We start from the raw sequence: 25,373 nt of genomic DNA on the forward strand, positions 1-25,373 counted from the left end.
CAGCGGCCGCTGATTTCGACTCCTGAGAAGCCGGTGCGGCCGCTGGTATGCCTTTGTTTTGGCGCGCAGCCGCCCGCCAACCCTGCGCGCGATACGGTCGGCATGTCATGCCGACCGTATCAGGGGGCGAGTTCGATCACCGCATCGGCGGCGAAGCCGCCTTCTCCCGCGGGCAGCACGAAGAAGGGGTTGATGTCCACCGAGACCAGCCGCTCGCCCGCCGCCGCGCCGAAGGCGGAGAGCCTGGACAGCGCCTCGGCCAGCGCCGCCACGTCGGCCCTGGGGCGGCCGCGCGCGCCGTCCAGCAGCGGAAAGCCCTTGAGCGAGCGGATCATCGCCTCCGCCTCCGCCACGCCGAAGGGGCAGCGGCGGAAGGCGACATCCTTCAGCACCTCGATGAAGACGCCACCCAGCCCCACCATCGCCACGGGGCCGAAGACCGGGTCGCGGAGCAGGCCGAGCGCCATCTCCACCGCGCCCTTGATCTGCCTGGCCACCAGCACGCCCTCGAGGCGCGCGCCGGGCGCGTGCTCGGCCGCGCGGGCCATCAGCGTGGCGAAGCCTTCGCGCACCGCCGCCTCGTCCGCCACGTCGAGCAGCACGCCGCCGATCTCGCTCTTGTGCAGGATGTCGGGCGAGAGGATCTTCATCACCACGGGGAAGCCGAACTCCCGCGCCGCGGCCACGGCCGTCTCCACCGCGGGGCAGGCGCGCTCGGGCACGGCGGGGATGCCCGCCTCTGCCAGGATGCGCTTCGCCTCGGCCTCGGAGGGCGCCTCGGCCGGCAGGGCGATGGCGGGCAGGGGCGGCGGGGCGGCGGGGGCGGCGGCGAAGGCCGCGCCGAAGCGGCCCAGCGCGTGCAGCGCCACCACCGCGCGCGTCGGATCCTCGAAGACGAGGAAGCCGTCGCGCTCGTAGTCGCGCACCATCTCGGGGGGCGCGATGACGCTGAGCGCCCAGACGCGGTCGGGGTGGTCCTGCATCACCGCCTTCATCTGCGCGCGCACCTTGGGCGCATTGGTGGTGGAGCCGCCCACCTGGGTGAAGAAGCCGAGGCAGGAGGTGTAGCCGCCCTCCTCCACCATGCTGCGCGTGAAGGCGCCGATCAGCTCGATCTGGTTGAAGGCCTGGGCCGTGCAGTCCACCGGGTTGGCGGGCGCGCAGAAGGGCACGAGGCCGCGCAGCCGCGCCTGCGCCGCCTCCGGCATGGGCGGCATGGGAAAGCCGAGGGATTCCGCCACGTCGCTGATCAGCACCCCCGCGCCCCCCGAGACGGTCATCACGCCCAGAGTGTTGTGCGCGGGGTAGATGCGCTTCGTCGCGGCGTAGGCGATGTCGAGCAGCTCCTCCGTGTTGCGGGCGCGCACCACGCCGAACTCGGCGAGCACCGCCTCGGTCACCGCGTCGTCGCCGGCGATGGAGGCGGTGTGGGACTGCGCGGCGCGCGCGCCGAGCGCGCTGCGGCCCACCTTCATCATCACGATGGGCTTGCGGTTGCGCCGCGCGAGATCGAGCGCGGCGAGGAACTTCGCGCTCTCGCGGATTCCCTCCGCATAGGCGCAGATCACGTCGATCTCGGGGGATTGCGCCATCCAGCCCAGCACGTCGCCCAGCGCCACCTCCGCCTCGTTGCCGGTGGTGACGACGACATTGGTGCCGATGCCGCGGTTGCGCGCGAGCGAATAGAGATGCGTGCCATAGGCGCCGGACTGCGAGGCGATGCCGATGCGCCCCGCGATGGGCCAGCCCTGCTCGAAGGAGGAGGAGAAGATCGGGTAGAAGCCGATCGCGTCGTTGAACAGGCCGAGGCAGTTGGGCCCCAGCATCCGCATCCCGTGCCGCCTGGCCGCGGCCACCATGCGCGCCTGGGCCTCGGCGCCCTTCTCGTCCACCTCGGCGAAGCCCGCGGTGAAGACGATGGCGGCCTTGGTGCCCTTCGCCCCCAGCGCCTCGATGGCCTCGATCGCCGCCTCGCCCGGCACCGCCACGAGGCCGACATCGGGCGTCTCGGGCAGGGAGGCCACATCGGGAAAGGCCGGGATGTCCTGCACCGAGGGCCGCTTGGGGTTCACCGGGAAGATGGCCCCCCGGAAGCCGCGCGCCTTCATGTAGGCGATGGGCCGCCCGCCGATGCGCGTGGGATCGTCCGATGCGCCGACGATGGCGATGGAGCGCGGGCGGATCATCGGGTCGAGCGTGGCGAAGTCCATGTCTGGCGTTCCGTCCCTTGAATCCGTTCTCGTTCAGTCCGCGAGGAGGCGTGCGAAGACGGCGCGCGCCGCCTCCAGCTCCTCGATCCGCACGCATTCCTGCGGCGTGTGCGCGGTGGCGATGCTGCCCGGCCCGAGGATCACGCAGGGGGCGAGCGTCTGCAGCTCCGAGGCGTCGGTGCCGTAGGGCGCGGTGCGCGGGGCCGCGTTGGTGGCGCGCATCGCCTCGCGCAGCAGCGGGTGCTCCTCGGGCAGTTCGGGCGGTGTGCCCTCGCGCGCCTCCTCGAGGGCGAGGCCGTTCGCCTCCGCCGCGCGGCGCAGCGCGGCGAGGATGGGCGCAGGGTCGATGCGGCGGGAGTAGCGGAACTTGATGCGCGCCGTGGCCTTGGCGACGGTGACGTTCTGCGCCGTGCCGTGATTGTCCAGGATCAGGTTGAAGTCGCTGAAGGGCGGCTCATAGGCCGGATCCTGCCAGGCGGGATCGTGGCGCAGCATCTCGTGGATGCGCCGCGCCTCCACGAGGAAGGGGATCAGCGCCCAGTTCGCGTTCACGCCCTGGCCGGTGGAGGAATGGGCCTGCACCCCCGTCGCGGTGGCGGTGATGAGGATGTGCGCGCGATGCCCGCGCACGGGCGCGAGGCTCGTGGGCTCCGCCACCAGGATGCCGCGCGGCGCGGCCTGGCGCGCGAGAACGGAGCGCTCGGCGATGATCCGCGCGCCGGCCTTGGTCGTCTCCTCGTCGGTGGTGATGAGCAGCGTGGCGCGCCGCGCCGCGCGCGCGGCGAGGATGCAGGCGGCGAGCGGCCCCTTCATGTCCACGCTGCCCAGCCCGTGCAGCACGCCCTCCGCGATGCGGCCGGACCAGGGATCCTCCGTCCAGCCCGTCTCGGGCACCGTGTCCATGTGGCCGGAGAGGGCGAGGCCGCCCGGGCCGCCCTTGTGCGCCACCAGCGCGCGCTTCTGCACGCCCGCCGCGTCGGTGTAGTCGAGGCGCTCGATCTCGAAGCCCGCGAGCTCGGCCTCGATGCGCTCGGCGATGGGAAGGTTGGAGAGGGCGCTGCGGCTGTCGATCCGCACAAGCTCCGCGGCGAGGCGCGCGATGTCGTTTTCCATGGCGCGCGAGGCTTGCCCGAAGCGGGGCCGCGCGCAACCCTCGCCGCCCATGACCGCCTATCTCGACCCCCGCAGCGGGCGCACCTGGCCGCTCGATGCGCCCCGCTGGTGCGGCGATGACCGCGCACCCCTGCTGCTGACCGATCTGCCCGGCATCGGGCGGGAGGACATCGCCACCGGCCTGCGCAGCCTCTGGCGCTATGCCGCGGCCCTTCCGTTCCTGCCCGCCGCGCCCATCAGCATGGGTGAGGGCTGCACGCCGCTCGTCGAGATGGCGCTGGGCGGCGGCACGGCGCTGCTGAAATGCGAGTGGTTCATGCCCACCGGCAGCTTCAAGGACCGCGGCGCCTCGGTGATGCTCTCGCTGCTGCGCGAGCAGGGCGTGCGGGCGGTGCTGGAGGATTCCTCGGGCAATGGCGGCGCGGCCATCGCCGCCTATGCGGCGGCCGGGGGCATGCAGGCCAGCATCTTCGTGCCCGCGAGCACCTCTCCCGCCAAGACGGTGCAGAGCCGCGCGGCGGGGGCCTCCATCACCCTCGTGCCCGGCTCGCGCCAGGACTGCGCCGAGGCCGCCGAGCGCGAGGCGGAGCGGATCTTCTACGCCAGCCACAACTGGCACCCCTTCTTCCTGCAGGGCACCAAGACGCTCGCCTATGAGCTGTGGGAGGATCTCGGCTTCCGCGCGCCGGACAACGTGATCATCCCCTGCGGCGCGGGCTCCAACGTGCTGGGCTGCGCCATCGGCTTCGGGGAGCTGCTGCGCGCGGGGCAGATCGCGAAGCGGCCGCGCCTCTTCGCCGCGCAGCCCGCGAATTGCGGGCCCATCGCGCGCGCCGCCCTCGGCCTGCCGCCCGCGCCCGCGCGGCCCACCATCGCGGAGGGCACCGCCATCGCCGAGCCGCTGCGCCTGCCCGAATGCCTGGCCGCGCTGCGCGAATCGGAAGGGGGCGCGGTGCTGCTGAGCGAGGAGGAGATCGCCGAGGCCGCGCTGACGCTCGCCCGCCGCGGCGTCTATGTGGAGCCCACCTGCGCCCAGGCCGCGGCCGCCTTCGGCAAGCTGCTCGCGGCGGGACGCATCGCCCCGGGCGAGACGAGCGTGGTGGTGCTGACGGGCACGGGGCTCAAGGCCACGCCGCGCTATGCGGAGATGCTGGGAGTGGCGCTGTGAGACGGCCGGCGGTCACGCCGGGCGTCTCGCGCGCAGGGTTGACGGGCACCCATCGAAGCTGCGCTTCGATGGGACCCGCCGTGGCGGCTGCGCGCCAAAGCAAGGGCATACCAGCGGCCGCGCCGCATCCCCACGAGTCAATGCAAGCGGCCGCTGGTATGATGCGGCCCCGCGTCGCCCTGCTGGGCTTCTCCATCGAGTGCAACCGCTTCGCCCCCGCCGCCGGCGAGGCGGATTTCGCGCAGCGCTGCCTGCTGCGCGGGCCCGCCATCCTCGCCGATGCGCGCGGCCCCGCCCCGCAGGCGCTGGGCGAGATGCCGGGCTTCGTCGCGGAGATGGACGCCGCCGGCCCCTGGGAGCCCAAGCCCATCCTGCTCGCCATGGCCGAGCCGAACGGGCCGGTGGAGCACGGCTTCTTCGAGCGGCTGATGGCCGAATGGCAGGCTGGGCTGCGGCTGCTGCGCGGCCGGGTGGAGGGCGTGTTCTGCGTGATGCACGGGGCGGGGCTGACCACCCGCCTCGACGACCCGGAGGGCGCGCTGCAGGCGCTGGTGCGCGCGGAGCTGGGCGAGGTCCCCTTCGTCTGCTCCTGGGACCTGCACGCCAATGTCAGCGACGCGAACGTGGCGCTGAACGACGCCTTCGTGGGCTACCGCACCAACCCGCACCTCGACATGCGCGCGCGCGGCGCCGAATGCGCGCAGCTCCTGCGCCGGCTGATGGCGGGCGAGCGCTTCCTGCGCGCGCATCGGCGGCTTCCCATCGTCGCGCCCACCGTCTCGCTGCTCACCGCCGAGGGGCCCTATGCGGAGGTGATCGCGCTCGGCCAGCAGCGCCAGGCGGAGGATCCGCGCATCGTCAACGTCTCGGTGATGGGCGGCTTCGCCTATGGCGACACGCCCTTCAACGGCATGTGCGCGGTGGTGACGGCGACGCATCAGGGCGCGGCCGACCGCCTGGCCGATGAGCTGGCCGAGGCCGCCTGGGCGCGGCGCGCGCGCTTCGTGGCCGATCTCACCCCGCTCGAGGAGGCGGTGCGCCGCGCCCTCTCGAGCGATGTTCCGCTCGCCTTCGCCGATGTGGCCGACAATCCGGGCGGCGGCGGGCGCGGCAACACCATGTGGATCCTGGAGGCCTTCCACCGCGCGGGCGTGCAGGGCGCCGTCTTCGGCGTGATCCACGACCCCGCGCTCGCCATCGAGGCCCATGAGAAGGGCGTGGGCGCGCGCTTCGAGGCGCGCTTCAACCGCGACGCCGCGCAGGATCCCTTCGCCCGCCCCTTCGCGGCGGAGGCGGAGGTGATCGCGCTCTCGGACGGGCGGATCACCGGCCGGCGCGGCATCTTCGCGGGCACGGCCATGCAGCTCGGGCGCAGCGCGCGGCTGCGTCTCGGCGGCATCGAGGTGGTGGTGATCGAGGGCCGCACCCAATGCGCGGACCCGGCCTTCCTGGAACACTTCGGCATCGAGATCGCCAAGGCGCGCTGCGTGGTGGTGAAGTCGCGAGGGCATTTCCGCGGCGGCTTCGACGAGTTCTTCGACCACGCGCGCATCGTGGAGGTGGACGCGCCGGGCCTCACCTCGCCCATCCTCGCGCGCTTCGACTGGACGAAGCTGCCCAGGCCCGTGCTGCCGCTCGATCCGGAGACGACGCGATGACGCTCGACGATCTGCCCACGCCCGCCCTCGTGCTCGACCTCGGCGTGCTGAAGCGCAACCTCGCGCGCATGCGGGCGGCGATGGCCCGCCACCCCGGCGTGACGCTGCGCCCGCATCTCAAGACCGCGAAATCCCGCGCGGTGGCGGAACTCGCCGCACCCGGCCATGGCCCCATCACCGTGAGCACGCTGGCCGAGGCGCGCCATTTCGCCGAGGGCGGCTGGCGCGACCAGATCTACGCCGTGGGTGTCACGCCGCAGAAGCTCGATGCGGTGGCGGCGCTGAACGCGGCGGGGGCGCAGGTGAAGGTCATCACCGACGATGCCGAATGCGCCGCCGCCATCGCCGTCCATCCGGGCGAGACGCCCGCGCTGGTGGAGGTGGATGTGGGCGAGGGCCGCGGCGGCGTGCCGCCCGCCGAGGCGCTGGCGGTGGCGCGTGCGCTCGGCCCCAAGCTGCGCGGCGTCTTCACCCATGCGGGCCATTCCTACGCGGGGCGCAGCGCGGAGGAGATGGCGCGCATCGCCGAGGAGGAGCGCGCGGGCGCCGTCGCGGCGGCCGAGGCGCTGCGCGCGGCCGGGCTTCGCGTGGACATCGTGAGCCTCGGCTCCTCGCCCACCGCGCTGCACGCTCGCTCGCTCGCCGGCATCACCGAGGTGCGGGCGGGCGTGTACATGTTCGGGGATCTCTTCCAGGGACAGCTCGGCACCCACCCGATGGGCGACATCGCCGTGACGGTGCTGGCGAGCGTGATCGGCCGCAAGCCGGAGCGCGGCGCGCTGCTGCTCGACGCCGGGGCGCTCGCGCTCTCCAAGGACCGCAGCACGGAGAAGGCGCCGCGCGACTACGGCTTCGGGCTCGGCCTCGACCTCGACGGCGCGCCCCTGCCGGGCGAGCCCGTCGTCACGCGCGTGCACCAGGAGCATGGGGAGCTCTCGGGCGCGCCCATGCTGCCCGTGGGGGCGAAGCTGCGCATCGCGCCCAACCATTCCTGCCTGACGGCGGCGGCCTATGACCGCTATCATGTCGTGGACGGAGGGCGCGAGGTGATCGCCGTGTGGGACCGCGTGAACGGATGGTAGCGCACGCCGACTGGTCCGCCCTGCGGGAGAGCGAGACGGCGCGCATCCTCGCCGCCTGCACGCGCTGCGGCCGCTGCGCCGAGGTCTGCCCGATGATGCCCTATGCCGAGGGCGCGGCGGGCGTGTCCGCCGCCACGCTGGTGGAAGGCGTGCTGGAGGTGCTCTCGGGCGGCGAGGGCGGCGCGGGCGCGCGCGGCTGGATCAGCGTCTGCACGCGCAGCGGCGTCTGCAACGCGGCCTGCCCGGAGGCGGTGAACCCGCGCCTGATGCTGCGCCTCGCCAAATGGCGCGCGAACGAGACGGGCGTGCTGCCGAAGCGCGACGCCTCGGAGGCCATGGCGCGCGTGAAGGCCTTCGCGCGGCTCGGCTTCAGCGAGCGGGAACAGGAGGAATGGCTGTGACCGAGGCGCTGTTCTGGTACGGCTGCAACATGACGCGCCACGGCGAGATCATCCGCCTCGCCGCGCGCATGCTGGAGGCGGTGGGCGTCGGCGCGGCCCCGGTCGGCGGCCCCGGCGCCTGCTGCGGCAGCCCCAAGGAGAGCACGCCGCGCATCGCGGAGGGCATGGCGAACCGGACGATGGAGAAGTTCGGGAAATGGGCCTCGGGCGTCCGATCGGCGGAGGGCGGAGCCGCCAAGGGCGGCGAGCACCGGAGCCGTGAATCGGCCGCCGCGCCGAAGGGGCCGCCAAGCGTCATCACCTGGTGCCCCTCCTGCCACATGAACCTCGACGACTTCATGGGGCGGACCAAGGAGAAGGGCTTCGACCATCGCCACCTCTCCGAGGCGCTGTGGGAGCGGCGCGCGGCGCTCGCCCCGCTGCTGACGAAGCGCGTGGCGACGCGCTTCCTGGTGGACCGGCACATGGGCTTCCACGCGGAGGTGCCGGTGAACCACATCATCCCCGCGCTGCTCGGCATGATCCCCGGCGCGGAGCATGTGGATCACGGCCATCGCGGCGGCAGCTACATGTGCTTCGGCCTCGCCAACGTCCCCGGCGCGCTGGGCGCGCACCAGCGCGCGCTGCTGGCGGCGATGCACGAGACGGGGGCGGACACGCTGGTGACCATCTTCCACTCCTGCCACCGCGAGCTGGTGGGGCTGGAGCGCGACCACGGCATCCGCGTGGTGAACTGGGTGCATCTGCTCGCCGAGTCCATGGGCTGGGACTACAGCGACGACTACAAGCAATGGCGCAACGCCGAGGATCCGCTGGCCGCCATCGGCCCCGAGCGCCTGGCGGCCGCGGGCGAGGCGGCGGTGAGGAAGCTGGTGCTGCCGGAGCTGACGCGGCCGCGGCCCGTGTAGCCTTATACGTCGGCATGACATGCCGACCGTATCGCGCGCAGGGTTGGCGGGCACCCATCGAAGCTTTGCTTCGATGGGATCCGGCGTGGCGGCTGCGCCCCAAAACAAAGGCATCCCAGCGGCCGCGCCGCCCCCCGGTCGGCGCCGCGGCTTTGCCGCGGCAACGGAGCGAAGCCACCAGGATCAGAACCAAACCGGGGATCACCCAAGCTGCAGATCCATCCCGCGCGTCAGCTCGATCCACTTGTCGCGCACGCGCAGGATGGCGCGGCCGAACTCCTCCGGGCCGAGCCAGACGGGGTCGGTGTCGAGCTGGATCAGCCGCTGGCGCAGCGCCGGGCGCTCCATGGTCAGGCGGAACACCTCGGCGAGCCGCGCATGCACCGCGGGCGGCAGGCCCGCCGGCCCGAGCAGCCCCGCGAAGCCCGACCAGCCGCGGCCGATCTCCACCCCCTGCTCGATGAAGGTCGGCACCTCGGGCATGCCCCCCGCCCGCGCATCGCCCAGCGCCGCCAGCGGCCGCACCCGGCCGGAGGCGATGTGCTCGCGCATCGTGGTCAGGGAGTTGATGCCGCAATCCACCTCGCGCGCGAGATAGGCCGCCAGCATGGGCGCCTCGCCGCGATAGGCGACATGCGTCATGCCGAGGTTGAGCTGGTTGTTGAAGGCAAGGCCGAAGACATGCGCGGTGGAGCCCGCCGCCCAGGAGCCGAGGTTCAGCCCCCGCCCGGCCGCCGCCTGCCGGCGGGCGAAGGCGATGAACTCGGGCAGGGTGCGCACGGGGAACTCGCTGCGGCACATGAAGATGAGGGTGGTCGTGCCCATCTGGCCGATCGGGGTGAAGTCCCGCGCCACGTCATAGGGGTGCTGGTTCAGCACGATGGGCGCCTGCACCAGCGGCGTGATGGTGAAGAGCAGCGTGTGCCCGTCGGGCGGGGATTTCGCCACCAGCTCCGAGCCGATGATGGAGGCGGCGCCCGAGCGGTTCTCGATCACCACCGGCACGCGCAGCATCTCGGCCATGGGCTCGGCCACGAGCCGCGCCCAGACATCGGTGGCCCCGCCGGCGGGGAAGGGGACGACGATGCGGATGGGCCGGTCGGGCTGCCACTGGCCCTGCGCGACGGCCGGGGCCGCGAGCAGCGACGCGCCGGCGAGCGCCAGCATCTGGCGACGGTGCATGAGCTGTTTCCTCCCTCTTTGCAGGGGAGGTTACGCGGCGGGCTCCGGAAAAGGGAAGGCCTCGCGCCTCGTGCCGGCGGCCGCCCGTATCGCGCGCGGGGCCGCCACCACGCCACCCGGCAAGCCGCTGGGGCCCGGCTGGCGGCTGCGCGCCAAGAAAAGAGCGACACCAGCGGCCGCTCGCGCGACGCGCCGCGGCGCGCTCGCCGGCAGGATCAGCGGGCCGCGCTGGCGGTGCGGACCGTGGCGGGGCGCTGCGCGGAGGGGCGCTGCTGCGCGGCGCGCGGCTGGCTCGCCCGGGGCTGGCCCGGCCGGGCGGCGGGCGCGCCGGGGCGCAGGGCCTCGCGCCGGGTGTAGGCGACGGGGCGGACCAGATCCTCCTCCGCCGCGAAGCTGGTGGCGGGGCGGTTGTGGATGAAGCCGTAGGTCGGATACTCGCGCCCGAAATTCTCGGCCGACCAGCCCACCTGAACGCGCACGCGCGTCCAGGAATTGTCCTCCGAGACGTCCATCACCTGCACCCCGCGCATCACCTGGCCGCGGCGGATTCCGGGGCCGCCCCAGTTGGCGTGGTCGATCTCGATCAGGCGGTTGTGGTGGATGCGCGAGACCACGGCCACATGGCCCGCCCGCATGCCGCCCGAGGCAGGAAAGGCGAGGATGGAGCCGATCTCCGGCCGGCGCCCGCGGGCGTAGCGGCCGGCGGCGTTGTGCCACCAGTCGCGGCCATTGCCGGAAATCTCCATGCCCGTGACCGCGCGCGCATAGGGCACGCAGGAGATGGCGGCCGGCTGGCCCGTGCGCGGCCGGGAATGCGCCTGGCGGGCCTGGGTGTTGCGCGCCTCGGAGGCGCGCGGGGCGGGGGTGCTGCGCAGTTCGGTGCGGCCGTCGCTCCGGGTGGCCTGGGCCTGGGGGGCCATGCCGGCCCCCGCGATCAGAACACACATGCTCAGAGCGGCCGCCTTGAGGCGCATGCCCGATCCCTCCTGGATGAACCCCCCGCCGCGCGGACGATGCGCGGCGACGCGGTGTCGGTATCGGCCGGGCGGGGGGTGGGCAACCGCGAAAACCGACACATGGCGCAACACGGCGTGATTCGTCGGATGCGGGGCGGCGGCGGGGGCGGAAATGGGTCGAAATTCCTGACACTGTGGCGTCAATGGGGCGATGCCACAGTGTGGCGATTCTGCCGCAACAGGTCTCGGCCCAGTCACGCCGCCGGCTGCCCAGCATCCCCCGCAGCGCGGCAAGTCTCGGCGGCCATGGCCCAGGCATGAAAAACGGCGCCGCGGCCGAGAGCCGGGCGCCGTCCAGGGCGTTGCTGGCGGCGATGCTGCGCCGCCGGAAAACGTTACTTGCAGGCGGTGATCATGATTTCCACGAGGTGGCGCGGATCGGCCATGTTCGCCTGCACGCAGGCGCGGGCGGGGCGGCCGGCATCGCCCAGCCACTCCACCCACACCTTGTTCATGGCGTCGCGGTCGCGGATGTCCTTCAGCCAGATCTGCGCCTGCAGCAGGCGAGTCTTGTCCGTGCCGTTCGCCTCCAGCAGCGAGTCGATCTTGGCGACGACCTGGCGCGTCTGGCCCGTCACGTCCTGGCTCAGGTCATCGGCGGTGATGCCGGCCAGGAAGACGAAGTTGTGATACTCCACGGCGCTGGAGAGGATCGGGTTGCTGCCGGTGCGGGTGATCTTGCTCATGGTCCGGGTCTCTGCTCCTCGGGCGGGTTTGGCGGGGCGCGTGTAGCCCGGGCCGGGCGGGGGCGGAAGCCGCGCCCCGCGCCCGCCCGGGCGGCGGGTCAGGCCGGCACGGCGCAGGCGCTGCCGGCAGTCGCGGCGTGGATCATCGTCTCGAACACCGCCACGCCATGGATCGCCTCCTCCGGCGGCAGCGGGTAGGCGGGGCCGCCGGCCACGGCGCGGGCGAAGGCCTCGAGCTCCGCGCGCTCGATGTCGGTCACGGGGAAGCTCGTCGTCTCGGGGCTGCCCTCCAGCGGGCAGAAGGTGAGCTGCTCATGCCCCTGCAGCACCGCATAGCCCCTGGTGCCGAACAGCCCCACGCGCCAGAAGCGCGGCGCGAGCGAGAGGGTGGCGAAGGTGACGGTGGCGCCGTTCTCGAGATTGGCCAGCATGGCCGTCGTGTCGTCGATCGTCTCGCTCACCAGCGCCTTGGAGATCACCCGCACGTCGCGGAAGCGGCCGGCGAGGTGGATGATCATGTCCACCATGTGGATGCCCATGCCGCCCATGCCGCCCAAGGGGCTCTCGTTGCGGTCGGCCCGCCACATGCCGGGCTTGTAGGCCGCCGCGCCGGGGCCGCTGAACTGCCCCTCCACATGCAGCAGCCGGCCGAGCCGGCCCTCGGCCAGCATCGCCTTCATCGCGGCGACCGCGGGCAGGAAGCGCCGGTTGTGGCCGAGCGCCATCACCACCCCCGCCGTGCGGCAGGCGGCCACCGCGGCCTCGGCGCTGGCCTTGCTCAGCGTGAAGGGCTTCTCCACGAACACGTGCTTGCCCGCGCGGGCGGCGGCGATCACCTGCTCGGCGTGCTGGCCGTGCGGGGTGGCGAGCACCACCGCCTGCACCTCGGGGTGCGCCAGCACCGCCGCGTAGTCGGGCAGGAGGGGGATGCCCTTCTCGGCGGCCCATTCGGCCGCGCGCTCGGGCCGGCCGGTGCAGCCGGCGACGAAGCGCAGCCCGCTCTCGTTGCGGCCGTGCACGCTGTTCACCAGCGTCTGGCCCCAGCGGCCCATGCCCACGATGGCGCAGTTCAGCATCGCATTGTCCCTATGTTGGCGGGTGTTCGAGATGGCGGGCCCAGCGGCGCATCCGCGTCACCGCCCAGGCCGCGAGAAGGAAGGCCAGCAGGGCGAGGATCCAGGTCGGCGCGCGCATGCCGAACCACTCGCCCGTCAGCCCCAGCAGCAGCGCGCCCAGCGCCGGGCAGGCGCGCGTGATCAGCCCCCACAGCGCCAGCGTCCGCCCGCGCATGTTCGTCAGCGCCGCGGACTGGCAGAGCATCTGCACGCTGATGCCGTGGATGGTGGCGCAGGCGCCGAACAGCGCCCCGCAGAGCACCGCGAGCGGGAAGAAGCCCGTCGCGACGAAGCCCGCGATTCCCGCCGCCTGCAGCGCCACCCCCACCACCGCAAGGCGCGTCACGCCTCCGAGCCGCCCGCGCGCCGCAACCCAGAGCCCGCCCGCCAGCGCCCCCACCCCGATGGCGGCGGTGAGCAGCGCGAGCCCCTCCGCGCCCTGGCCGAAGAGCCGCTCCACATAAGGCGGCAGCACCTCCTGCACCCCGCGCAGCAGGATGGCCGAGACCCCGGCGAAGGCGAGCAGCGGCCCGATGCCGGGGTGCGAGGCGGCGTAGCGGAACCCCTCCAGCGTCTCGGCCAGCAGCGAGGCCTCGGGCGCATGGCCGCGCAGATGCTCGGGATGCGGCCGCAGCAGGGGCAGGGTGGCGGTGGCCGCCGCATAGGCCAGCACATTGCAGAGGATGACGGGCACCACGCCGCCCAGCGCGATCATCGGCCCGGCCAGCGCGGGCCCGAGGAAGCGCGCCACGTTGAAGGTGAGGGAGTTCGCCGCCACCGCCGCCGGAAGGTCGGCCCGCGGCACCAGGCCCGGCATCAGCGCCTGGCGCGCGGGCTGGGCGAAGCTCGCCGCGACGCCGCCCACCACCTCGAAGGCGAGCAACCAGAGGATGGTGATCTCGCCTGCCCAGGTCAGCGCCGCCACGCCCAGCGCCTGGGCGCCGATGGTGGCCTGGGCCAGCATGGTCAGCCGCACGCGGTTCATCCGGTCGGCCACCGCCCCGGCGATGGGGCTGAACACCACCGCGGGCGCCAAGTCGCAGAAGGCGACGAGGCCCACCCAGAAGGCCGAGCGGGTGAGCTCCCAGGCGAGCCACATCACCGCGATGCGGTGCATCCACAGCCCCGTCCAGGCGGTGAGGCTGGCGCCGAAGAAGATGCGGGCGTCGCGGTGGGAGAGGGCGCGGGTCAGCGCGCCGAAGGCGGCCATGGGCCGCCGGGGGCGCTAGCGCCCGGCCCGGCGCGGCGGGGCGGGGGGCGGTTCGGGCAGGGGCTGGGCCTGCTGCGCCTGGCTCTGGCGCGTGTTCAGGCGCACGCATTCCTCCACCATGCGCTCGTAGCGGAACTCGCGCCCCATGCGGTCGATCGGCGCGCGGAAGCCGAGCGGGCCGGTGGTGTCCGAGCCCAGCCGCACGTCGCGCTCGTCCTCGCGCAGGATTTGCCCGCGGTCCTGCCGGGCGAGCTGGCGGGCCATCTCCTCGCGGCAGGCGGCCACCACGGCGGGGTTGGTGCTCGGCGCGCCCGGCGGCGCCTCGACGATGCGCGCCACCGGGCGCTGCGTGGCGCAGCCCCCGAGGCTCCCGGCGGAAAGGGCGAGGCAGGCGAGCAGCAGGGCGGCGCGGGGCATCGGGAACTCTCTGGATCAGGCGGGCGTGGCGGCCCGGGGGAGCATCCCCTGCAGCATCGCACGCAGCGACGATTCCTCGAAACGGCCGGTCGCGTCCAGGGGGGCGCGGGCGGCGGCGGCGAGCAGCGCGGGGTGGAAGCTCACGCCCTCCGCGCCCAGGGTGAAATGCCCGCGCAGCCAGGCGGCGCGGCCCATCACCTCGACGAGGGCGAGCAGCCTGAGGCAGAGCGCCACGCCCGCCAGCGTCTCGAACCCCGCGTGCCGGGCCATCGCCTCGGCCCAGGCGGCGGCGTCGGGGTCGGTGAGCGCGATCTCCTCCCCGCCGGCGAAGGCGATCAGCCGCGCGGGGCCCCAGAGCCCGGCCTCCGCCGCCTCGCGCGCGCAGTCCCAGGCGATCTCGAGCGCGGCGGGGGGCACGGCGGGCAGGGCGCCGGGCGCGACGGGCAGCTCGTGCCGGAAGGCGCCGGAGGGCAGGGCGGTGGTGCGGACCATGCCCCCATTCTGGCCCATTCCGGCCCGGTTCACAGCCTCGCCCCGCGCGGATTAGCCTCGCGTCATGACCGACCCCGCCACCCTCTCCGCCGCCGAGGCGGCCCGCCGCGTCCGCTCCGGCGCCCTCACGGCCCGCGACCTCGCGGAAGCCATGCTCGCGCGCATCGCCGCGCGCGAGGGCGATGTGCGCGCCTTCGCCCATCTCGACCCCGCGCTGATCCGCCGCCAGGCCGATGCGCTGGACGCGCGCGGGGCGAAGGGGCCGCTCGCCGGGCTCTTCCTCGGCGTGAAGGATGTGCTCGACACCTTCGACCAGCCCTCGCAATACGGCTCGCCCATCTGGGCGGGGCACCGGCCGCGGGCGGACGCCGCCTGCGTGGCGCTCGCCCGCCGCGCAGGGGCGGTGATCGCGGGCAAGACCGTCACCACCGAATTCGCCACGCGCCACCCGGGCCCGACCAGGAACCCGCACAACCCCGCCCACACCCCGGGCGGCTCCTCCCAGGGCTCGGCGGCAGGGGTGGCGGCCGGGATGCTGCACCTCGCCTTCGGCACCCAGACCGCGGGCTCCATCATCCGCCCCGCGGCCTTCTGCGGCGTGGTCGGTTTCAAGCCGAGCTTCGGCACGCTGCACCGTGCCGGCATGAAGGTGATGAGCGAGAGCCTCGACACCATCGGCGTGATGGCCCGCAGCGTGGAGGACGCCGCCCTCGCCATGACGGCGCTGACCGGCGTGGAGCACGGCGACCTGCGCGTGAAGCCCGCCGCGGGCCATCCGCGCTTCGCCCTCGTCATGGGCCCCGCGGCGGAGAAGGCCGCGCCCGAGACGCTGGCGCTCATGGAGCGCGCCGCCGCCGCCGCCCGCGCGCGCGGGGCGAGCGTCACGCCGCTCGCCCTGCCCGGGATCTTCTCCCGCGCCTGCGAACTCCACGGCCATGTCATGCACATGGAGAGCGCCGAGGCCCTGGCCTGGGAGCTCGACCACGCCTGCGCACTGCTCTCGCCGGTGATGCGCGAGAACATGGGCTGGGCGCTCGCCGAGCCGCGCGCGCGGCTGGCCGAGGCGCGCGCCGCCTTCGCCGCCGCCCAGGCGGCCTTCCCCGCCGCCATCGAGGGCTTCGACGCCGTGATCACCCCCGCCGCGCCGGGCGAGGCGCCCGAGGGGCTGGGCTGGACGGGCGATCCGGCCTTCAACACCCTCTGGACGCTGCTGCACGTCCCCTGCGTGACGGTGCCGGCGGGCGCGGGGCCCAGGGGGCTGCCGCTCGGCGTGCAGGTGGTGGCCCGGCGCGGCGAGGACGCGCAGTGCCTGATGTGGGGCGAGTGGCTCCGCCAGGCGATGCAGTGAGGCGGGGACGATGAGCCAGGAGATCCTGATCGCGGGCGGGGGCATCGGCGGCCTCGTCGCCGCGCTCTCGCTCAAGGCCGCGGGCTTCGCCCCGCGCGTCTTCGAACAGGTGCGCGAGCCGCGGCCGCTCGGCGTGGGCATCAACCTGCTGCCGCATGCGGTGCGCGAGCTGACGGAGCTCGGCCTCGCGGAGATGCTGGCCGGGAACGCGGTGGCGACGCGCGAGCTGCTCTACGTCTCCGCCCATGGCCAGGTGATCTGGCGGGAGGATCGCGGCCTGGCCGCCGGCTATCGCTGGCCGCAATACTCCATCCACCGCGGCGTGCTGCAGATGAAGCTGCTGGAGGCGGCGCGGGCGCGCGGCATCCCCGTCGAGACGGGCCGGCGCGTGGCCGGCTTCGCGCAGGACGCGGAGGGCGTGACGGCGCGCTTCGAGCAGGGGGGCGAGGCGCGGGGGGCGGCGCTGATCGGGGCCGACGGCATCCATTCGCGCATCCGCGCCCATTTCGCGCCGGGCGAGGGGCCGCCCTGCTGGAACGGGGCCATCCTCTGGCGCGCCACCACCGTCGCGGCCCCCTATCTCACCGGCGCCTCCATGGTGCAGGCGGGGCATCACGACCAGAAATTCGTCTGCTACCCCATCCGCCACCTGCCCGATGGCCGGGTGCTGACCAACTGGATCGCGGAGATGAAGGTGGACCCGGCCCAGGGCTTCGCCCGCGAGGACTGGAACCGCGAGGTGGACCGCGCGCGCTTCCTCTCCCACTACGAGGGCTGGAACTGGGGCTGGCTCGACGTGCCGGGGCTGATCCGCGGCGCGGAGCAGGTCTTCGAATACCCGATGGTGGACCGCGACCCGCTGCCGCGCTGGACCGATGGCCGCGTGACGCTGCTGGGCGACGCCGCCCATCCGATGTACCCGATCGGCTCCAACGGCGCCTCCCAGGCCATCCTGGACGCGCGGCAGCTCGCCCTGCAGCTCGCCCGCGCAAAGGGGGATGTGCCGGCCGGCCTCGCCGCCTACGAGGCCGAGCGCCGCCCGCCCACCGCGAAGCTGACGCTGGCCAACCGCGCCCTCGGGCCCGACGTGATCCTGGAGGAGGTGCACCGCCGCGCGCCGCACGGCTTCACCGACCTCTACGCCGTGATCTCGCGCGAGGAGCTCGAGACCACCGCGGCCGAGTACAAGCGGCTGGCGGGCTTCGACCCCGCCCTTCTCAACGCGCGCGAGAGCTGGAGCGTGGGCGCGTGAAGCTCGCGGTCATCGGCCTCGGCAGCATGGGCGGGGGGGCGGCGCTGAGCGCGCTGCGCGCCGGGCTGGAGGTGACGGGGGTGGACCCCTCCGAGGCCGCGCGCGCGCGTTTCGGCAACCGCGCGGTGGCGCGCGGGGCGGATCTCGACCCCGGCCAGCAGGCCCTGCTGGTGCTGACGGTGAACGCCGCCCAGGCCGAGGCCGCGCTCTACGGCCCCGAGGGCGCCGCGCAGCGCCTCGCCCCCGGCGGCGTGGTGATCTGCTCGGCCACCATGGCGCCGGCCGAGGCGCGGCGGCTGGCGGCCGAGGCGGCGGCGCGCGGGCTGCTCCACCTCGACGCGCCCGTCTCCGGCGGGGCCGCCGCGGCGCGCGAGGGCCGCATGACGGTGATGGCGAGCGGGTCCGAGGCCGCCTTCGCCGCCGCGAAGCCCGTGCTCGACGCCATCGCGGGCAAGGTGTGGAACCTCGGCCCCGAGCCCGGCCAGGGCGCGGCGATGAAGGTGGTGCACCAGCTCCTCGCCGGGGTGCACATCGCCGCCGCCGCCGAGGCCATGGCCCTCGCCCTGCGCAGCGGGCTCGATCCGCACACGGTCTATGGCGTGGTGACCAGCGCGGCCGGCAATTCCTGGATGTTCGAGAACCGCATGGCGCATGTGCTGGCGGGCGACGACACGCCGCTCAGCGCGGGCGACATCTTCGTGAAGGATCTCGGCCTGGTCGAGGCCATGGCGCGCGAGGCCGCGCTGCCCGTGCCGCTGGCGGCCCAGGCGCTGCAGCTTTTCGTCGCGCAGCGCGCGCTGGGCCAAGGCGGGCGGGACGACGCCTTCGTGCTGCGCGTCTGGCAGGCGCTGGCGGGCTTCCCCCTCCCGGGCGAGCCGGGCGGGGCGGAGGCGAAGCCGCCCGGGGGGCGGGCCTAACGCCCCTGGGGGCCGAGCTCCGCCAGGGCGAGGTTCTGCTGCGCGAGGCTCGCGGCCACGCTGTCGGGCGCGAGCTGCACCACCCGCTCCCAGTCCGCGCGCGCGCCCTGGATGTCGCCGCGGAGCTGGCGGAGGATGCCGCGCTCCAGCAGCGCCTCGGCGTTCTCGGGGGCGAGGGCGAGCGCGCGTTCCACCGCGCCCATCGCCTCGGCCGCGCGGTCGAGGTGGCGCAGCGCGGCGGCGCGGAACACATGCGCCTCAACGCGCTCGGGCTCCTGCGCCAGGGCGCGGTCGAGATCCTCGAGCGCCTCGCCGTAGCGGCGCAGCGCGGCCAGCACCACGGCGCGGTCCACCATCAGGTCGGGATCCGTGGGGGCGAGGGTGAGCGCCATGGTGACGGCGCCGAAGGCGCGGTTCGGATCGCCCGCCATCATCCAGGCCTGCGCCGCCTGCCCATAGACCGAGGCGCGGGCCAGCCCGCCGGAGCGGCTGCCAGCCGCCAGCCGCTCCAGCCGCTCGGCCGCGCGGTCGGGCTCGCCCAGGCCGATCATGGCCAGCGCCGCGCAATGCAGCGCGCCCTCGCCGCCGCCGGTGGCGTCCCAGGCCTGGGCGAAGCGCATCGCCTCCTCGGGATCGTCGCGCAGCATCTCGAGGCAGCGGTCATAGTCCGGCCCATCGGCGATGCGCGGCAGCTCGGGCGGCAGGGGCAGGGGAAGAAGCTCGACCAGCGCGGGGGGCGTGCCGGGGGGCGCCGCCGTCTCGATCCGCTCGCCCGGCCGGAACGCGAGCAGCGCGCCGAAGACGAGCACCACGGCGGCGGCCAGGATCAGGAGCGTGCGAAACGTCACGCGCGCAGCATAGACCAGGATTCCGCCGCGCGGAATCGGGCGGGGCTGGCGCGGGCCGGGCCCTGCGTCCATCTTCGACGCGCATGGGCGAGACTCCCCGCACCCTCACCGTGGTCGGGCTCGGCTACACCGGCCGGGCCGTCGCCGCGCGCGCCGCGGCCGGGGGCTGGCGCGTGCGCGCCACGGCGCGCGACCCCGCCGCCCTCTCGCCCCCGCCCGGGGTGGAGGTGGTGGAGTTCGCCGCGCCGGGCTGGGTGGAGGCGGCCACCCACCTCCTCGTCACCGCCCCGCCCGGCGAGGCGGGCGACCCGGTCTGGGCCGCCCATGCCGCGCGGCTCTCCGCCGCGCCGCTGCGCTGGGTGGGCTATCTCTCGACCACCGGCGTCTATGGCGACCGCGGCGGCGGCTGGGTGGAGGAGGACACGCCCCCCGCCCCCGGCCAGCCCCGCAGCCTCCGCCGGCGCGAGGCGGAGCGGCAATGGGAGGCCCTGGCCAGCCGCGCGGCGGTGGACCTGTTCCGCACCGGCGGCATCTACGGCCCGGGGCGCAGCGCCCTCGACGAGGCGCGGGCCGGCACGGCGCGGCGCATCCTCAAGCCCGGCCACGCCTTCGGCCGCATCCATGTGCAGGACATCGTCCGCGCCGTGCTCGCCGCCGCCGCCCGCCCGCCCGCGCCCGGGCTGCGCGTGCTGCACCTGGTGGACGACGAGCCGGCCGAGCCCGCCCGCGTGGTGGAGGAGGCCTGCCGCCTTCTCGGCCTGCCCCCGCCGCCCGAGACCCCCTTCGCCGAGGCCTGGGCGCGGATGAGCGAGATGGCCCGCAGCTTCTGGGCGGAGAACCGGCGCGTCGCCAATGCGCGCACCAAGGCGGCGCTGGGGCTGGACTGGGCCTTTCCCAGCTACCGCGAGGGGCTAGCCGCCATCCTCGCCGAGCAGCGCGCCCAGGGTGCGGCCGAGCAGGGCGAGGTTCGCCGGGGTTGAGAGGCGGTGGTCGCCCGCCTTCACCAGCGTCACCTCCACATCCGCCCCGGTGATGCGCTCCGCCAGGCGCAGGCTGTGCCGCCAGGGCACGTCCGGGTCCTGCTGGCCGTGCAGCAGCCGCACCGGCGCGGCGATGGGGATGGGCGCGCCGAGCAGAAGATGCCTCCGCCCCTCCTCGATCAGCGCGCGGGTGATGGGGATGGGGTCGCCATACTCGGAAGGCCGCAGCCAGCGCCCCTCGCGCAGCAGCGCGGCGCGCACCGGCTCGGGGAAGCGCGCCCACATGAGCTCCTCGGTGAAGTCGGGCGCGGGGGCGATGCCGATGAGCCCGGCGAGCCGTTCGGGGTGGCGCAGCGCCAGCAGCAGCGCGATCCAGCCGCCCATGGAGGAGCCGACGAGAATCTGCGGCCCTTCGGTGAGCCGCGTCAGCGCGGCTTCGGCGTCCGCGGTCCAGCGGCCGATGCTGCCCTCCTCGAAGCGCCCGCCCGAGGCGCCATGGCCGCTGTAGTCGAAGCGCAGGAAGGCGCGGCCGCGCGCGGCGCACCAGCCGGCCAGGAACTCCGCCTTGCTTCCCGTCATGTCGCTGCGGAAGCCGCCCAGGAACACCACGCCCGGGCCGCGGCCGGGCAGGCGGCGGCAGGCGAGCGGCGTGCCGTCGGGGGCGGGGAGGGTGAGGCTCTCTTCGCGCATGGCCCGGGCTTGGCACCGCCGCCGCCCATGGTCAAACCCGCCGCGCCGCCGTAAGGGCGGGGCATGACGCCCGCGATCCTCCAGGTGCTGCCGAGCCTCGACGCGGGCGGGGTGGAGCGCGGCACGCTCGAGATCGCCGAGGCCATCGCGGCGGCGGGCTGGCGGGCGCTGGTCGCCTCCTCCGGCGGGCGGCTGGCGCCGGAGCTCGAGCGGCTCGGCGCGCGCCACATCCCGCTGCCGCTGGCCGGCAAATCGCCCTGGCGCATCTGGCGCAACGCGGCCCTTCTCGAGGAGGTGATCCGGCGCGAGGGGGTCTCGCTGATCCATGCGCGCTCGCGCGGGCCCGCCTGGTCGGCGCTGCTGGCGGCGCGGCGGACGGGGGTGCCCTTCGTCACCACCTACCACGCCACCTATTCCGAGGGGTTTCCGGGCAAGCGGCTCTACAACTCCGTCATGGCCCGCGGCGACCGGGTGATCGCGATCAGCCACCACATCGCGGCCCATGTCCGCGCCACCCATGGCGTGGAGGAGGCGCGGCTGCGCGTGATCCTGCGCGGGGCCGATTCGCGGCGTTTCGACCCCGCCCGCGTGCCGCCCGCCGCCGCCGCCGCGCTGCGCCGCGCCTGGGGGGTGCCGGCGGGCGCGCCGCTGATCCTGATGCCCGCGCGGCTCTCGCGCTGGAAGGGGCAGTCGGTGCTGGTCGAGGCGCTGGCCCTGCTGCCCGGCGCCCATGCGGTGCTGGCCGGCGACGCCCAGGGGCGGGACGCCTATGTGCAGTCCCTCCTCGCCGCCGCCGAGCGGCTGGGCGTGGCGCAGCGCCTGCACCTGCCCGGCCATGTGGAGGATGTGCCCGCCGCGCTGATGGCCGCCGATGTGGTGGTGCATGCGAGCCTGGAGCCCGAGGGCTTCGGCCGCACCATCGCCGAGGCGCAGATGATGGGCCGCCTCGTCATCGCCTCCGACCTCGGCGCCCCGCGCGAGACGGTGCAGCATGGCGTGACCGGCTGGCGCGCGCCGCCGGGCGATCCCGCCGCCCTCGCCGCCGCGATCCGCGAGGCGCTGGCCCTGCCCGAGGAGGCGCGCGCGCGCATCGCCGCCGCCGCCCGCGCCGCCGCGCCCTCCATCGCCGCCATGCAGGCGGCCACCCTTGCGGTCTATGCCGAGCTGCTGGGCGTCTCGCCGCCCGGGGCGGGCTCGGCCGCGGCCTCGGCCGAGGGAGGCGCGAGCCATTCCGGCCGCAGCACATAGCCGCCCCCGGGCCCGTCCTGGCGGATGAAGCCGCCGGCCGCCTCCAGCATGGGCTCCAGCGCGCCGAAGCCGGCATAATCGCTGCCGCGCAGGGTCTGGCCCGTGCGCTCCAGCACGATCTTGCCGAGGGTGGGCAGATGCACGGGCGCGCGCGCCTCGGCCATGGCCTCGCGCAGCGCGGCGAGGATTTCCTCCGGCGGCACATGGCCGAAATGCGCCTCGGGCGCGGCGCGCCAGCCCAGCGCCGCGGCCAGCGCGTCGAGGCCGATCACCTCGTCCGCCGCGGCGCGCACCACCCGGCCGAGATCGGGGTGCGCGACGAGGCGCGTGGCGCGGTCCGCCGCGCGCAGGCGCAGAAGCAGGGGCACGAAGTCGGAATCGCTGGAGAGCAGGGTGAACTCCCCGATGCGCGCATGCGGGTTGCCGAGCGCGTCCAGCACGTCGAGGGCGATGCGCAGATCGGCCGCGTTCTTGCTGCGCGTCAGGCGCGGGCAGTCCACCACCTCGAAGCCCGCGCCCTGGAAGGCGGCGCGGAAGCTGGAGAAGTAGCGCCGCTCGCCCTGCTCCCCCTCCAGCCAGCCGGCGGGGTTCATGTAGCAGCGGCGGATGAGCATGCGCCGGGCCGCCCCCTGCATCAGCCAGGCGAGCCATTCCTCCGGCGCCTCGGCGAAGCGCAGCGCCCATTCCGCCCCCGCGCCGTCGCGCAGGCCGGAGACCACATTGTCGAAATCCACGTAGATCGCGCCGCGCAGCGGGGAATCGGACATGGCCCATGCTGCGCGCGGGGGCGGGCGCGGCGCAAGCCGGCCTTGACCGCGCGCGGGGGGCTGCCCATGGTCCGCCCCCGTTTTCCCGCGAAAGAGGCCGAGCCCCGCCGATGCCCGCGATCACCCTGCCCGATGGATCCGTGCGCGCCTTCGATGGGCCGGTGACGGGCAGGGCGCTGGCCGAGAGCATCGGCCCCGGCCTCGCCCGCGCCGCGCTGGCCATGGAGGTGGACGGCGCGCTGCGCGACCTCTCGGCCGAGATCGCCGCCGACGCGCGCGTGCGCTTCATCACCCGCAAGGATCCCGAGGCGCTGGAGCTGATCCGCCACGACTGCGCCCATGTGCTGGCCGAGGCGGTGCAGGAGCTCTACCCGGGGACGCAGGTGACCATCGGGCCCGCCATCGAGAACGGCTTCTACTACGACTTCCACCGCAACGAGCCCTTCACGCCCGAGGACTTCCCCGCCATCGAGGCGAAGATGCGCGAGATCGTCGCGCGCGGCGCGCCCTTCGCGCGGCGCGTCGTCTCCCGCGCCGAGGCGGTGGACCTCTTCGTGAGGAAGGGCGAGCGCTTCAAGGTGGAGCTGATCCGCGACCTGCCCGAGGGCGAGGAGATCAGCCTCTACAGCCAGGGCGAATGGGTGGATCTCTGCCGCGGCCCGCACATGCGCACCACCGCCGATGTGGGCGACGCCTTCAAGCTCATGAAGGTCGCCGGCGCCTACTGGCGCGGCAAGAGCGAGAACCCGGTGCTCAGCCGCATCTACGGCACCGCCTGGCGCGACCGCAAGGAGCTCGAGGCCTACCTCACCATGCTGGAGGAGGCCGAGCGCCGCGACCACCGCCGCATCGGCCGCGAGATGGGGCTGTTCCACCTCCAGGAGGAGGCGACGGGCAGCGTCTTCTGGCACCCGCGCGGCTGGACGCTCTACCGCACCGTCGAGGCCTATATGCGCCGCCGCCTGGATGCGGCCGGCTACCTGGAGGTGAGGACGCCCCAGCTCGTGGACCGGCGGCTGTGGGAGGCCTCCGGGCATTGGGAGAAGTTCCGCCACGCCATGTTCCTCGCCAAGGTCGAGGACAAGGAGGAGGCCGAGCGCGTCTATGCGCTCAAGCCCATGAACTGCCCCTGCCATGTGCAGATCTTCAACCAGGGCCTGCGCAGCTACCGCGAGCTGCCGCTGCGCATGGCCGAGTTCGGCGCCTGCCACCGCTTCGAGCCCTCGGGCGCGCTGCACGGCATCATGCGCGTGCGCGCCTTCACCCAGGACGACGCGCACATCTTCTGCGAGGAGCACCAGATCGCCGCCGAGACGGTGCGCTTCGTCGAACTCCTCTCCTCGATCTACCGCGACCTCGGCTTCGAGGGCTTCCGCGTGAAGTTCTCCGACCGCCCCGACATCCGCGCCGGCGACGACGCGACCTGGGACCGCGCGGAAGGCGCGCTGCGCGAGGCCTGCGTCACCGCGGGCGTCGCCTACGAGCTGAACCCGGGCGAGGGCGCCTTCTACGGCCCCAAGCTCGAGTTCGTGCTGCGCGATGCGATCGGCCGCGACTGGCAGTGCGGCACGCTGCAGGTGGATTTCGTGCTGCCCGAGCGGCTGGACGCGACCTATGTGGCCGAGGACGGCACGCGCAAGCGGCCGGTGATGCTGCACCGGGCCATCCTGGGTTCCTTCGAGCGCTTCCTCGGCATCCTGATCGAGCAGCACGCGGGGCGCTTCCCGCTCTGGCTCGCCCCCGTGCAGGTGGTGGTGGCGACCATCGTGGACGACGCCGCCCCCTTCGCCGAGCAGGCCGCGGCGGCGCTGCGCGCGGCGGGGCTGCGCGTCGATACTGATCTCCGCAACGAGAAGATCAACCGCAAGGTCGTGGACCATATCGAGGCCCGGGTGCCGGTGCTCGCCGTCGTCGGCCGGCGCGAGGCGGAGGAGGGCAGCCTCGTGCTGCGCCGCCTGCCGGGCCGCGAGCAGGAGGCGCTGCCGCTCGCCGAGGCGGTGCGGCGGCTGGCGGCCGAGGGGCGCGCGCCGGATTTGTCAAGCGCGCCCGTTGCAGCGAAATGAAGCGCGCCCCATAAGACGGGCGCCAGACTCGCCGGAACAACGACAGGAGAGCACCATAGCCCGAGGCCCCATGCCCCCCGCGCCGCCTTCGCGTGAAGGCCCCCGCGTGAACGAGGAGATCCGCGTCCCCCAGGTCCGTCTCATCGACGAGAACGGGGAGATGATCGGGGTGATGAGCATCCGCGACGCGCTGTATCGCGCCTATCAGGCGGGGCTCGACCTTCTGGAGATCAGCCCCAACGCGGTGCCGCCGGTCTGCAAGATCACCGACTACGGCAAGTTCAAGTACGAACAGCAGAAGAAGGCCAACGAGGCCCGCAAGAAGCAGAAGATCGTCGAGATCAAGGAAATCAAGGTTCGCCCCAATATCGACGACCACGACTACGAGGTGAAGATGAAGCAGGCCAAGAGCTTCATCAGCGAGGGCGACAAGGTGAAAGTCACTCTGCGGTTCCGCGGCCGCGAGATGGCGCACCAGGAACTCGGCGTGAAGCTGCTCGAGCGCATCCGGGCGGAGCTGGCCGACATGGTGAAGGTCGAATCCATGCCGCGCCTCGAGAACCGCCAGATGGTGATGGTGCTGGCGCCGAAGTGATCGGGCT

24 protein-coding genes are annotated in these 25,373 nt (G+C 74.1%); 12 read left to right on the forward strand and 12 right to left on the reverse strand.

Features of this window, described 5'->3' with window-relative positions:
- Positions 1–119: 119 nt before the first annotated feature.
- Both H596_RS0110210 and H596_RS0110215 read right to left on the reverse strand, forming a co-directional pair.
- On the reverse strand, positions 120–2,210 hold the full coding sequence (locus tag H596_RS0110210; RefSeq protein WP_027284808.1) for an acetate--CoA ligase family protein: 2,091 nt from the start codon (positions 2,208–2,210) through the stop codon (positions 120–122).
- A gap of 33 nt (positions 2,211–2,243) precedes the next feature.
- Positions 2,244–3,323 (reverse strand): M20/M25/M40 family metallo-hydrolase, encoded by a 1,080-nt coding sequence (locus H596_RS0110215; RefSeq protein WP_027284809.1) that lies wholly within the window; start codon positions 3,321–3,323, stop codon positions 2,244–2,246.
- Between the two features lie 49 nt (positions 3,324–3,372).
- Here H596_RS0110215 and H596_RS0110220 point away from each other — a divergent pair, with 49 nt between their 5' ends.
- From H596_RS0110220 to H596_RS0110240, 5 genes are all read left to right on the forward strand, one after another.
- Complete coding sequence (locus H596_RS0110220; protein ID WP_027284810.1) at positions 3,373–4,491, forward strand: pyridoxal-phosphate dependent enzyme; 1,119 nt, start codon at positions 3,373–3,375, stop codon at positions 4,489–4,491.
- Between the two features lie 158 nt (positions 4,492–4,649).
- Positions 4,650–6,149: a M81 family metallopeptidase gene (locus H596_RS0110225; RefSeq protein ID WP_027284811.1), complete on the forward strand. Its 1,500-nt coding sequence runs from the start codon at positions 4,650–4,652 to the stop codon at positions 6,147–6,149.
- Entirely contained in the window at positions 6,146–7,231 is a 1,086-nt protein-coding gene (locus tag H596_RS0110230) for an alanine racemase (RefSeq protein WP_027284812.1), read from the forward strand. The genes H596_RS0110225 and H596_RS0110230 overlap by 4 nt, the downstream gene beginning before the upstream one ends.
- A complete protein-coding gene (locus tag H596_RS0110235; protein WP_027284813.1) occupies positions 7,225–7,632 on the forward strand; it encodes a (Fe-S)-binding protein in 408 nt (135 codons plus the stop codon). The genes H596_RS0110230 and H596_RS0110235 overlap by 7 nt, the downstream gene beginning before the upstream one ends.
- Positions 7,623–8,540, forward strand: a complete 918-nt coding sequence (locus H596_RS0110240) for a (Fe-S)-binding protein (protein ID WP_169579862.1) — start codon at positions 7,623–7,625, stop codon at positions 8,538–8,540. The genes H596_RS0110235 and H596_RS0110240 overlap by 10 nt, the downstream gene beginning before the upstream one ends.
- Before the next feature lie 201 nt (positions 8,541–8,741).
- On the opposite strand, the gene H596_RS0110245 is transcribed toward H596_RS0110240, so the two are convergent.
- The 7 genes from H596_RS0110245 to H596_RS0110275 all read right to left on the reverse strand — a co-directional run bounded on the left by H596_RS0110245 (position 8,742) and on the right by H596_RS0110275 (position 14,658).
- Positions 8,742–9,722 (reverse strand): Bug family tripartite tricarboxylate transporter substrate binding protein, encoded by a 981-nt coding sequence (locus tag H596_RS0110245; protein WP_027284815.1) that lies wholly within the window; start codon positions 9,720–9,722, stop codon positions 8,742–8,744.
- A 215-nt stretch (positions 9,723–9,937) separates the two neighbouring features.
- The gene (locus H596_RS23400) at positions 9,938–10,669 is read right to left on the reverse strand and encodes a CHAP domain-containing protein (protein ID WP_245583984.1); all 732 of its coding nucleotides are present in this window, start codon (positions 10,667–10,669) and stop codon (positions 9,938–9,940) included.
- A gap of 404 nt (positions 10,670–11,073) precedes the next feature.
- Positions 11,074–11,424, reverse strand: a complete 351-nt coding sequence (locus H596_RS0110255) for a RidA family protein (protein ID WP_027284816.1) — start codon at positions 11,422–11,424, stop codon at positions 11,074–11,076.
- A 98-nt stretch (positions 11,425–11,522) separates the two neighbouring features.
- Positions 11,523–12,500, reverse strand: a complete 978-nt coding sequence (locus tag H596_RS0110260) for a Gfo/Idh/MocA family protein (RefSeq protein ID WP_027284817.1) — start codon at positions 12,498–12,500, stop codon at positions 11,523–11,525.
- A 10-nt stretch (positions 12,501–12,510) separates the two neighbouring features.
- Complete coding sequence (locus H596_RS0110265; RefSeq protein ID WP_084602673.1) at positions 12,511–13,749, reverse strand: MFS transporter; 1,239 nt, start codon at positions 13,747–13,749, stop codon at positions 12,511–12,513.
- Between the two features lie 15 nt (positions 13,750–13,764).
- Entirely contained in the window at positions 13,765–14,166 is a 402-nt protein-coding gene (locus tag H596_RS0110270) for a hypothetical protein (RefSeq protein WP_027284819.1), read from the reverse strand.
- Positions 14,167–14,181: 15 nt separating this feature from the next.
- Positions 14,182–14,658 carry a hypothetical protein gene (locus H596_RS0110275; protein WP_245583985.1) on the reverse strand — a complete coding sequence of 159 codons (477 nt, stop codon included), beginning with the start codon at positions 14,656–14,658 and terminating at the stop codon, positions 14,182–14,184.
- Positions 14,659–14,722: 64 nt separating this feature from the next.
- Here H596_RS0110275 and H596_RS0110280 point away from each other — a divergent pair, with 64 nt between their 5' ends.
- Genes H596_RS0110280 through ltnD form a run of 3 tightly spaced genes read left to right on the forward strand, consistent with a single transcriptional unit; the run spans position 14,723 to position 18,175 of the window.
- Positions 14,723–16,006 carry an amidase gene (locus H596_RS0110280; protein ID WP_027284821.1) on the forward strand — a complete coding sequence of 428 codons (1,284 nt, stop codon included), beginning with the start codon at positions 14,723–14,725 and terminating at the stop codon, positions 16,004–16,006.
- 10 nt (positions 16,007–16,016) lie between these two features.
- On the forward strand, positions 16,017–17,258 hold the full coding sequence (locus H596_RS0110285) for a flavin-dependent oxidoreductase (protein WP_027284822.1): 1,242 nt from the start codon (positions 16,017–16,019) through the stop codon (positions 17,256–17,258).
- Positions 17,255–18,175 carry an L-threonate dehydrogenase gene (gene ltnD / locus H596_RS21020; protein WP_051212766.1) on the forward strand — a complete coding sequence of 307 codons (921 nt, stop codon included), beginning with the start codon at positions 17,255–17,257 and terminating at the stop codon, positions 18,173–18,175. Before H596_RS0110285 ends, ltnD begins: the two co-directional genes overlap by 4 nt.
- On the opposite strand, the gene H596_RS21025 is transcribed toward ltnD, so the two are convergent.
- Positions 18,172–19,023 carry a tetratricopeptide repeat protein gene (locus tag H596_RS21025; protein WP_245583986.1) on the reverse strand — a complete coding sequence of 284 codons (852 nt, stop codon included), beginning with the start codon at positions 19,021–19,023 and terminating at the stop codon, positions 18,172–18,174. The two genes, ltnD and H596_RS21025, sit on opposite strands and share 4 nt — an antisense overlap.
- 83 nt (positions 19,024–19,106) lie before the next feature.
- Here H596_RS21025 and H596_RS0110300 point away from each other — a divergent pair, with 83 nt between their 5' ends.
- Positions 19,107–20,003 (forward strand): Rossmann-fold NAD(P)-binding domain-containing protein, encoded by an 897-nt coding sequence (locus H596_RS0110300; RefSeq protein WP_027284823.1) that lies wholly within the window; start codon positions 19,107–19,109, stop codon positions 20,001–20,003.
- Here the strand turns inward: H596_RS0110300 and H596_RS0110305 are convergent.
- Complete coding sequence (locus H596_RS0110305) at positions 19,935–20,693, reverse strand: alpha/beta hydrolase (protein ID WP_027284824.1); 759 nt, start codon at positions 20,691–20,693, stop codon at positions 19,935–19,937. The two genes, H596_RS0110300 and H596_RS0110305, sit on opposite strands and share 69 nt — an antisense overlap.
- Before the next feature lie 63 nt (positions 20,694–20,756).
- Here H596_RS0110305 and H596_RS21030 point away from each other — a divergent pair, with 63 nt between their 5' ends.
- Positions 20,757–21,941: a glycosyltransferase family 4 protein gene (locus H596_RS21030; protein WP_084602675.1), complete on the forward strand. Its 1,185-nt coding sequence runs from the start codon at positions 20,757–20,759 to the stop codon at positions 21,939–21,941.
- On the opposite strand, the gene H596_RS23405 is transcribed toward H596_RS21030, so the two are convergent.
- On the reverse strand, positions 21,848–22,708 hold the full coding sequence (locus tag H596_RS23405) for an NYN domain-containing protein (protein WP_084602677.1): 861 nt from the start codon (positions 22,706–22,708) through the stop codon (positions 21,848–21,850). The two genes, H596_RS21030 and H596_RS23405, sit on opposite strands and share 94 nt — an antisense overlap.
- Positions 22,709–22,818: 110 nt before the next feature.
- Between H596_RS23405 and thrS the strand changes: the two genes are divergently transcribed.
- Both thrS and infC read left to right on the forward strand, forming a co-directional pair.
- A complete protein-coding gene (gene thrS, locus H596_RS0110320) occupies positions 22,819–24,771 on the forward strand; it encodes a threonine--tRNA ligase (RefSeq protein WP_027284826.1) in 1,953 nt (650 codons plus the stop codon).
- 70 nt (positions 24,772–24,841) lie between these two features.
- Positions 24,842–25,366 (forward strand): translation initiation factor IF-3, encoded by a 525-nt coding sequence (gene infC / locus H596_RS0110325; protein WP_027284827.1) that lies wholly within the window; start codon positions 24,842–24,844, stop codon positions 25,364–25,366.
- Positions 25,367–25,373 lie beyond the last annotated feature (7 nt).

Origin of the sequence: Rubritepida flocculans DSM 14296 (assembly GCF_000425365.1) — a bacterium.
Lineage (GTDB): Bacteria > Pseudomonadota > Alphaproteobacteria > Acetobacterales > Acetobacteraceae > Roseococcus > Roseococcus flocculans.

What these genes read in the sequence shown, in the direction of transcription:
- H596_RS0110210 (WP_027284808.1), bottom strand. Translation starts at nt 2,210, where the DNA reads ATGGACTTCGCCACGCTCGACCCGATGATCCGCCCGCGCTCCATCGCC.
- H596_RS0110215 (WP_027284809.1), bottom strand. Translation starts at nt 3,323, where the DNA reads ATGGAAAACGACATCGCGCGCCTCGCCGCGGAGCTTGTGCGGATCGAC.
- H596_RS0110220 (WP_027284810.1), top strand. Translation starts at nt 3,373, where the DNA reads ATGACCGCCTATCTCGACCCCCGCAGCGGGCGCACCTGGCCGCTCGAT.
- H596_RS0110225 (WP_027284811.1), top strand. Translation starts at nt 4,650, where the DNA reads ATGATGCGGCCCCGCGTCGCCCTGCTGGGCTTCTCCATCGAGTGCAAC.
- H596_RS0110230 (WP_027284812.1), top strand. Translation starts at nt 6,146, where the DNA reads ATGACGCTCGACGATCTGCCCACGCCCGCCCTCGTGCTCGACCTCGGC.
- H596_RS0110235 (WP_027284813.1), top strand. Translation starts at nt 7,225, where the DNA reads ATGGTAGCGCACGCCGACTGGTCCGCCCTGCGGGAGAGCGAGACGGCG.
- H596_RS0110240 (WP_169579862.1), top strand. Translation starts at nt 7,623, where the DNA reads ATGGCTGTGACCGAGGCGCTGTTCTGGTACGGCTGCAACATGACGCGC.
- H596_RS0110245 (WP_027284815.1), bottom strand. Translation starts at nt 9,722, where the DNA reads ATGCACCGTCGCCAGATGCTGGCGCTCGCCGGCGCGTCGCTGCTCGCG.
- H596_RS23400 (WP_245583984.1), bottom strand. Translation starts at nt 10,669, where the DNA reads ATGTGTGTTCTGATCGCGGGGGCCGGCATGGCCCCCCAGGCCCAGGCC.
- H596_RS0110255 (WP_027284816.1), bottom strand. Translation starts at nt 11,424, where the DNA reads ATGAGCAAGATCACCCGCACCGGCAGCAACCCGATCCTCTCCAGCGCC.
- H596_RS0110260 (WP_027284817.1), bottom strand. Translation starts at nt 12,500, where the DNA reads ATGCTGAACTGCGCCATCGTGGGCATGGGCCGCTGGGGCCAGACGCTG.
- H596_RS0110265 (WP_084602673.1), bottom strand. Translation starts at nt 13,749, where the DNA reads ATGGCCGCCTTCGGCGCGCTGACCCGCGCCCTCTCCCACCGCGACGCC.
- H596_RS0110270 (WP_027284819.1), bottom strand. Translation starts at nt 14,166, where the DNA reads ATGCCCCGCGCCGCCCTGCTGCTCGCCTGCCTCGCCCTTTCCGCCGGG.
- H596_RS0110275 (WP_245583985.1), bottom strand. Translation starts at nt 14,658, where the DNA reads ATGGTCCGCACCACCGCCCTGCCCTCCGGCGCCTTCCGGCACGAGCTG.
- H596_RS0110280 (WP_027284821.1), top strand. Translation starts at nt 14,723, where the DNA reads ATGACCGACCCCGCCACCCTCTCCGCCGCCGAGGCGGCCCGCCGCGTC.
- H596_RS0110285 (WP_027284822.1), top strand. Translation starts at nt 16,017, where the DNA reads ATGAGCCAGGAGATCCTGATCGCGGGCGGGGGCATCGGCGGCCTCGTC.
- H596_RS0110300 (WP_027284823.1), top strand. Translation starts at nt 19,107, where the DNA reads ATGGGCGAGACTCCCCGCACCCTCACCGTGGTCGGGCTCGGCTACACC.
- H596_RS0110305 (WP_027284824.1), bottom strand. Translation starts at nt 20,693, where the DNA reads ATGCGCGAAGAGAGCCTCACCCTCCCCGCCCCCGACGGCACGCCGCTC.
- H596_RS21030 (WP_084602675.1), top strand. Translation starts at nt 20,757, where the DNA reads ATGACGCCCGCGATCCTCCAGGTGCTGCCGAGCCTCGACGCGGGCGGG.
- H596_RS23405 (WP_084602677.1), bottom strand. Translation starts at nt 22,708, where the DNA reads ATGTCCGATTCCCCGCTGCGCGGCGCGATCTACGTGGATTTCGACAAT.
- thrS (WP_027284826.1), top strand. Translation starts at nt 22,819, where the DNA reads ATGCCCGCGATCACCCTGCCCGATGGATCCGTGCGCGCCTTCGATGGG.
- infC (WP_027284827.1), top strand. Translation starts at nt 24,842, where the DNA reads ATGCCCCCCGCGCCGCCTTCGCGTGAAGGCCCCCGCGTGAACGAGGAG.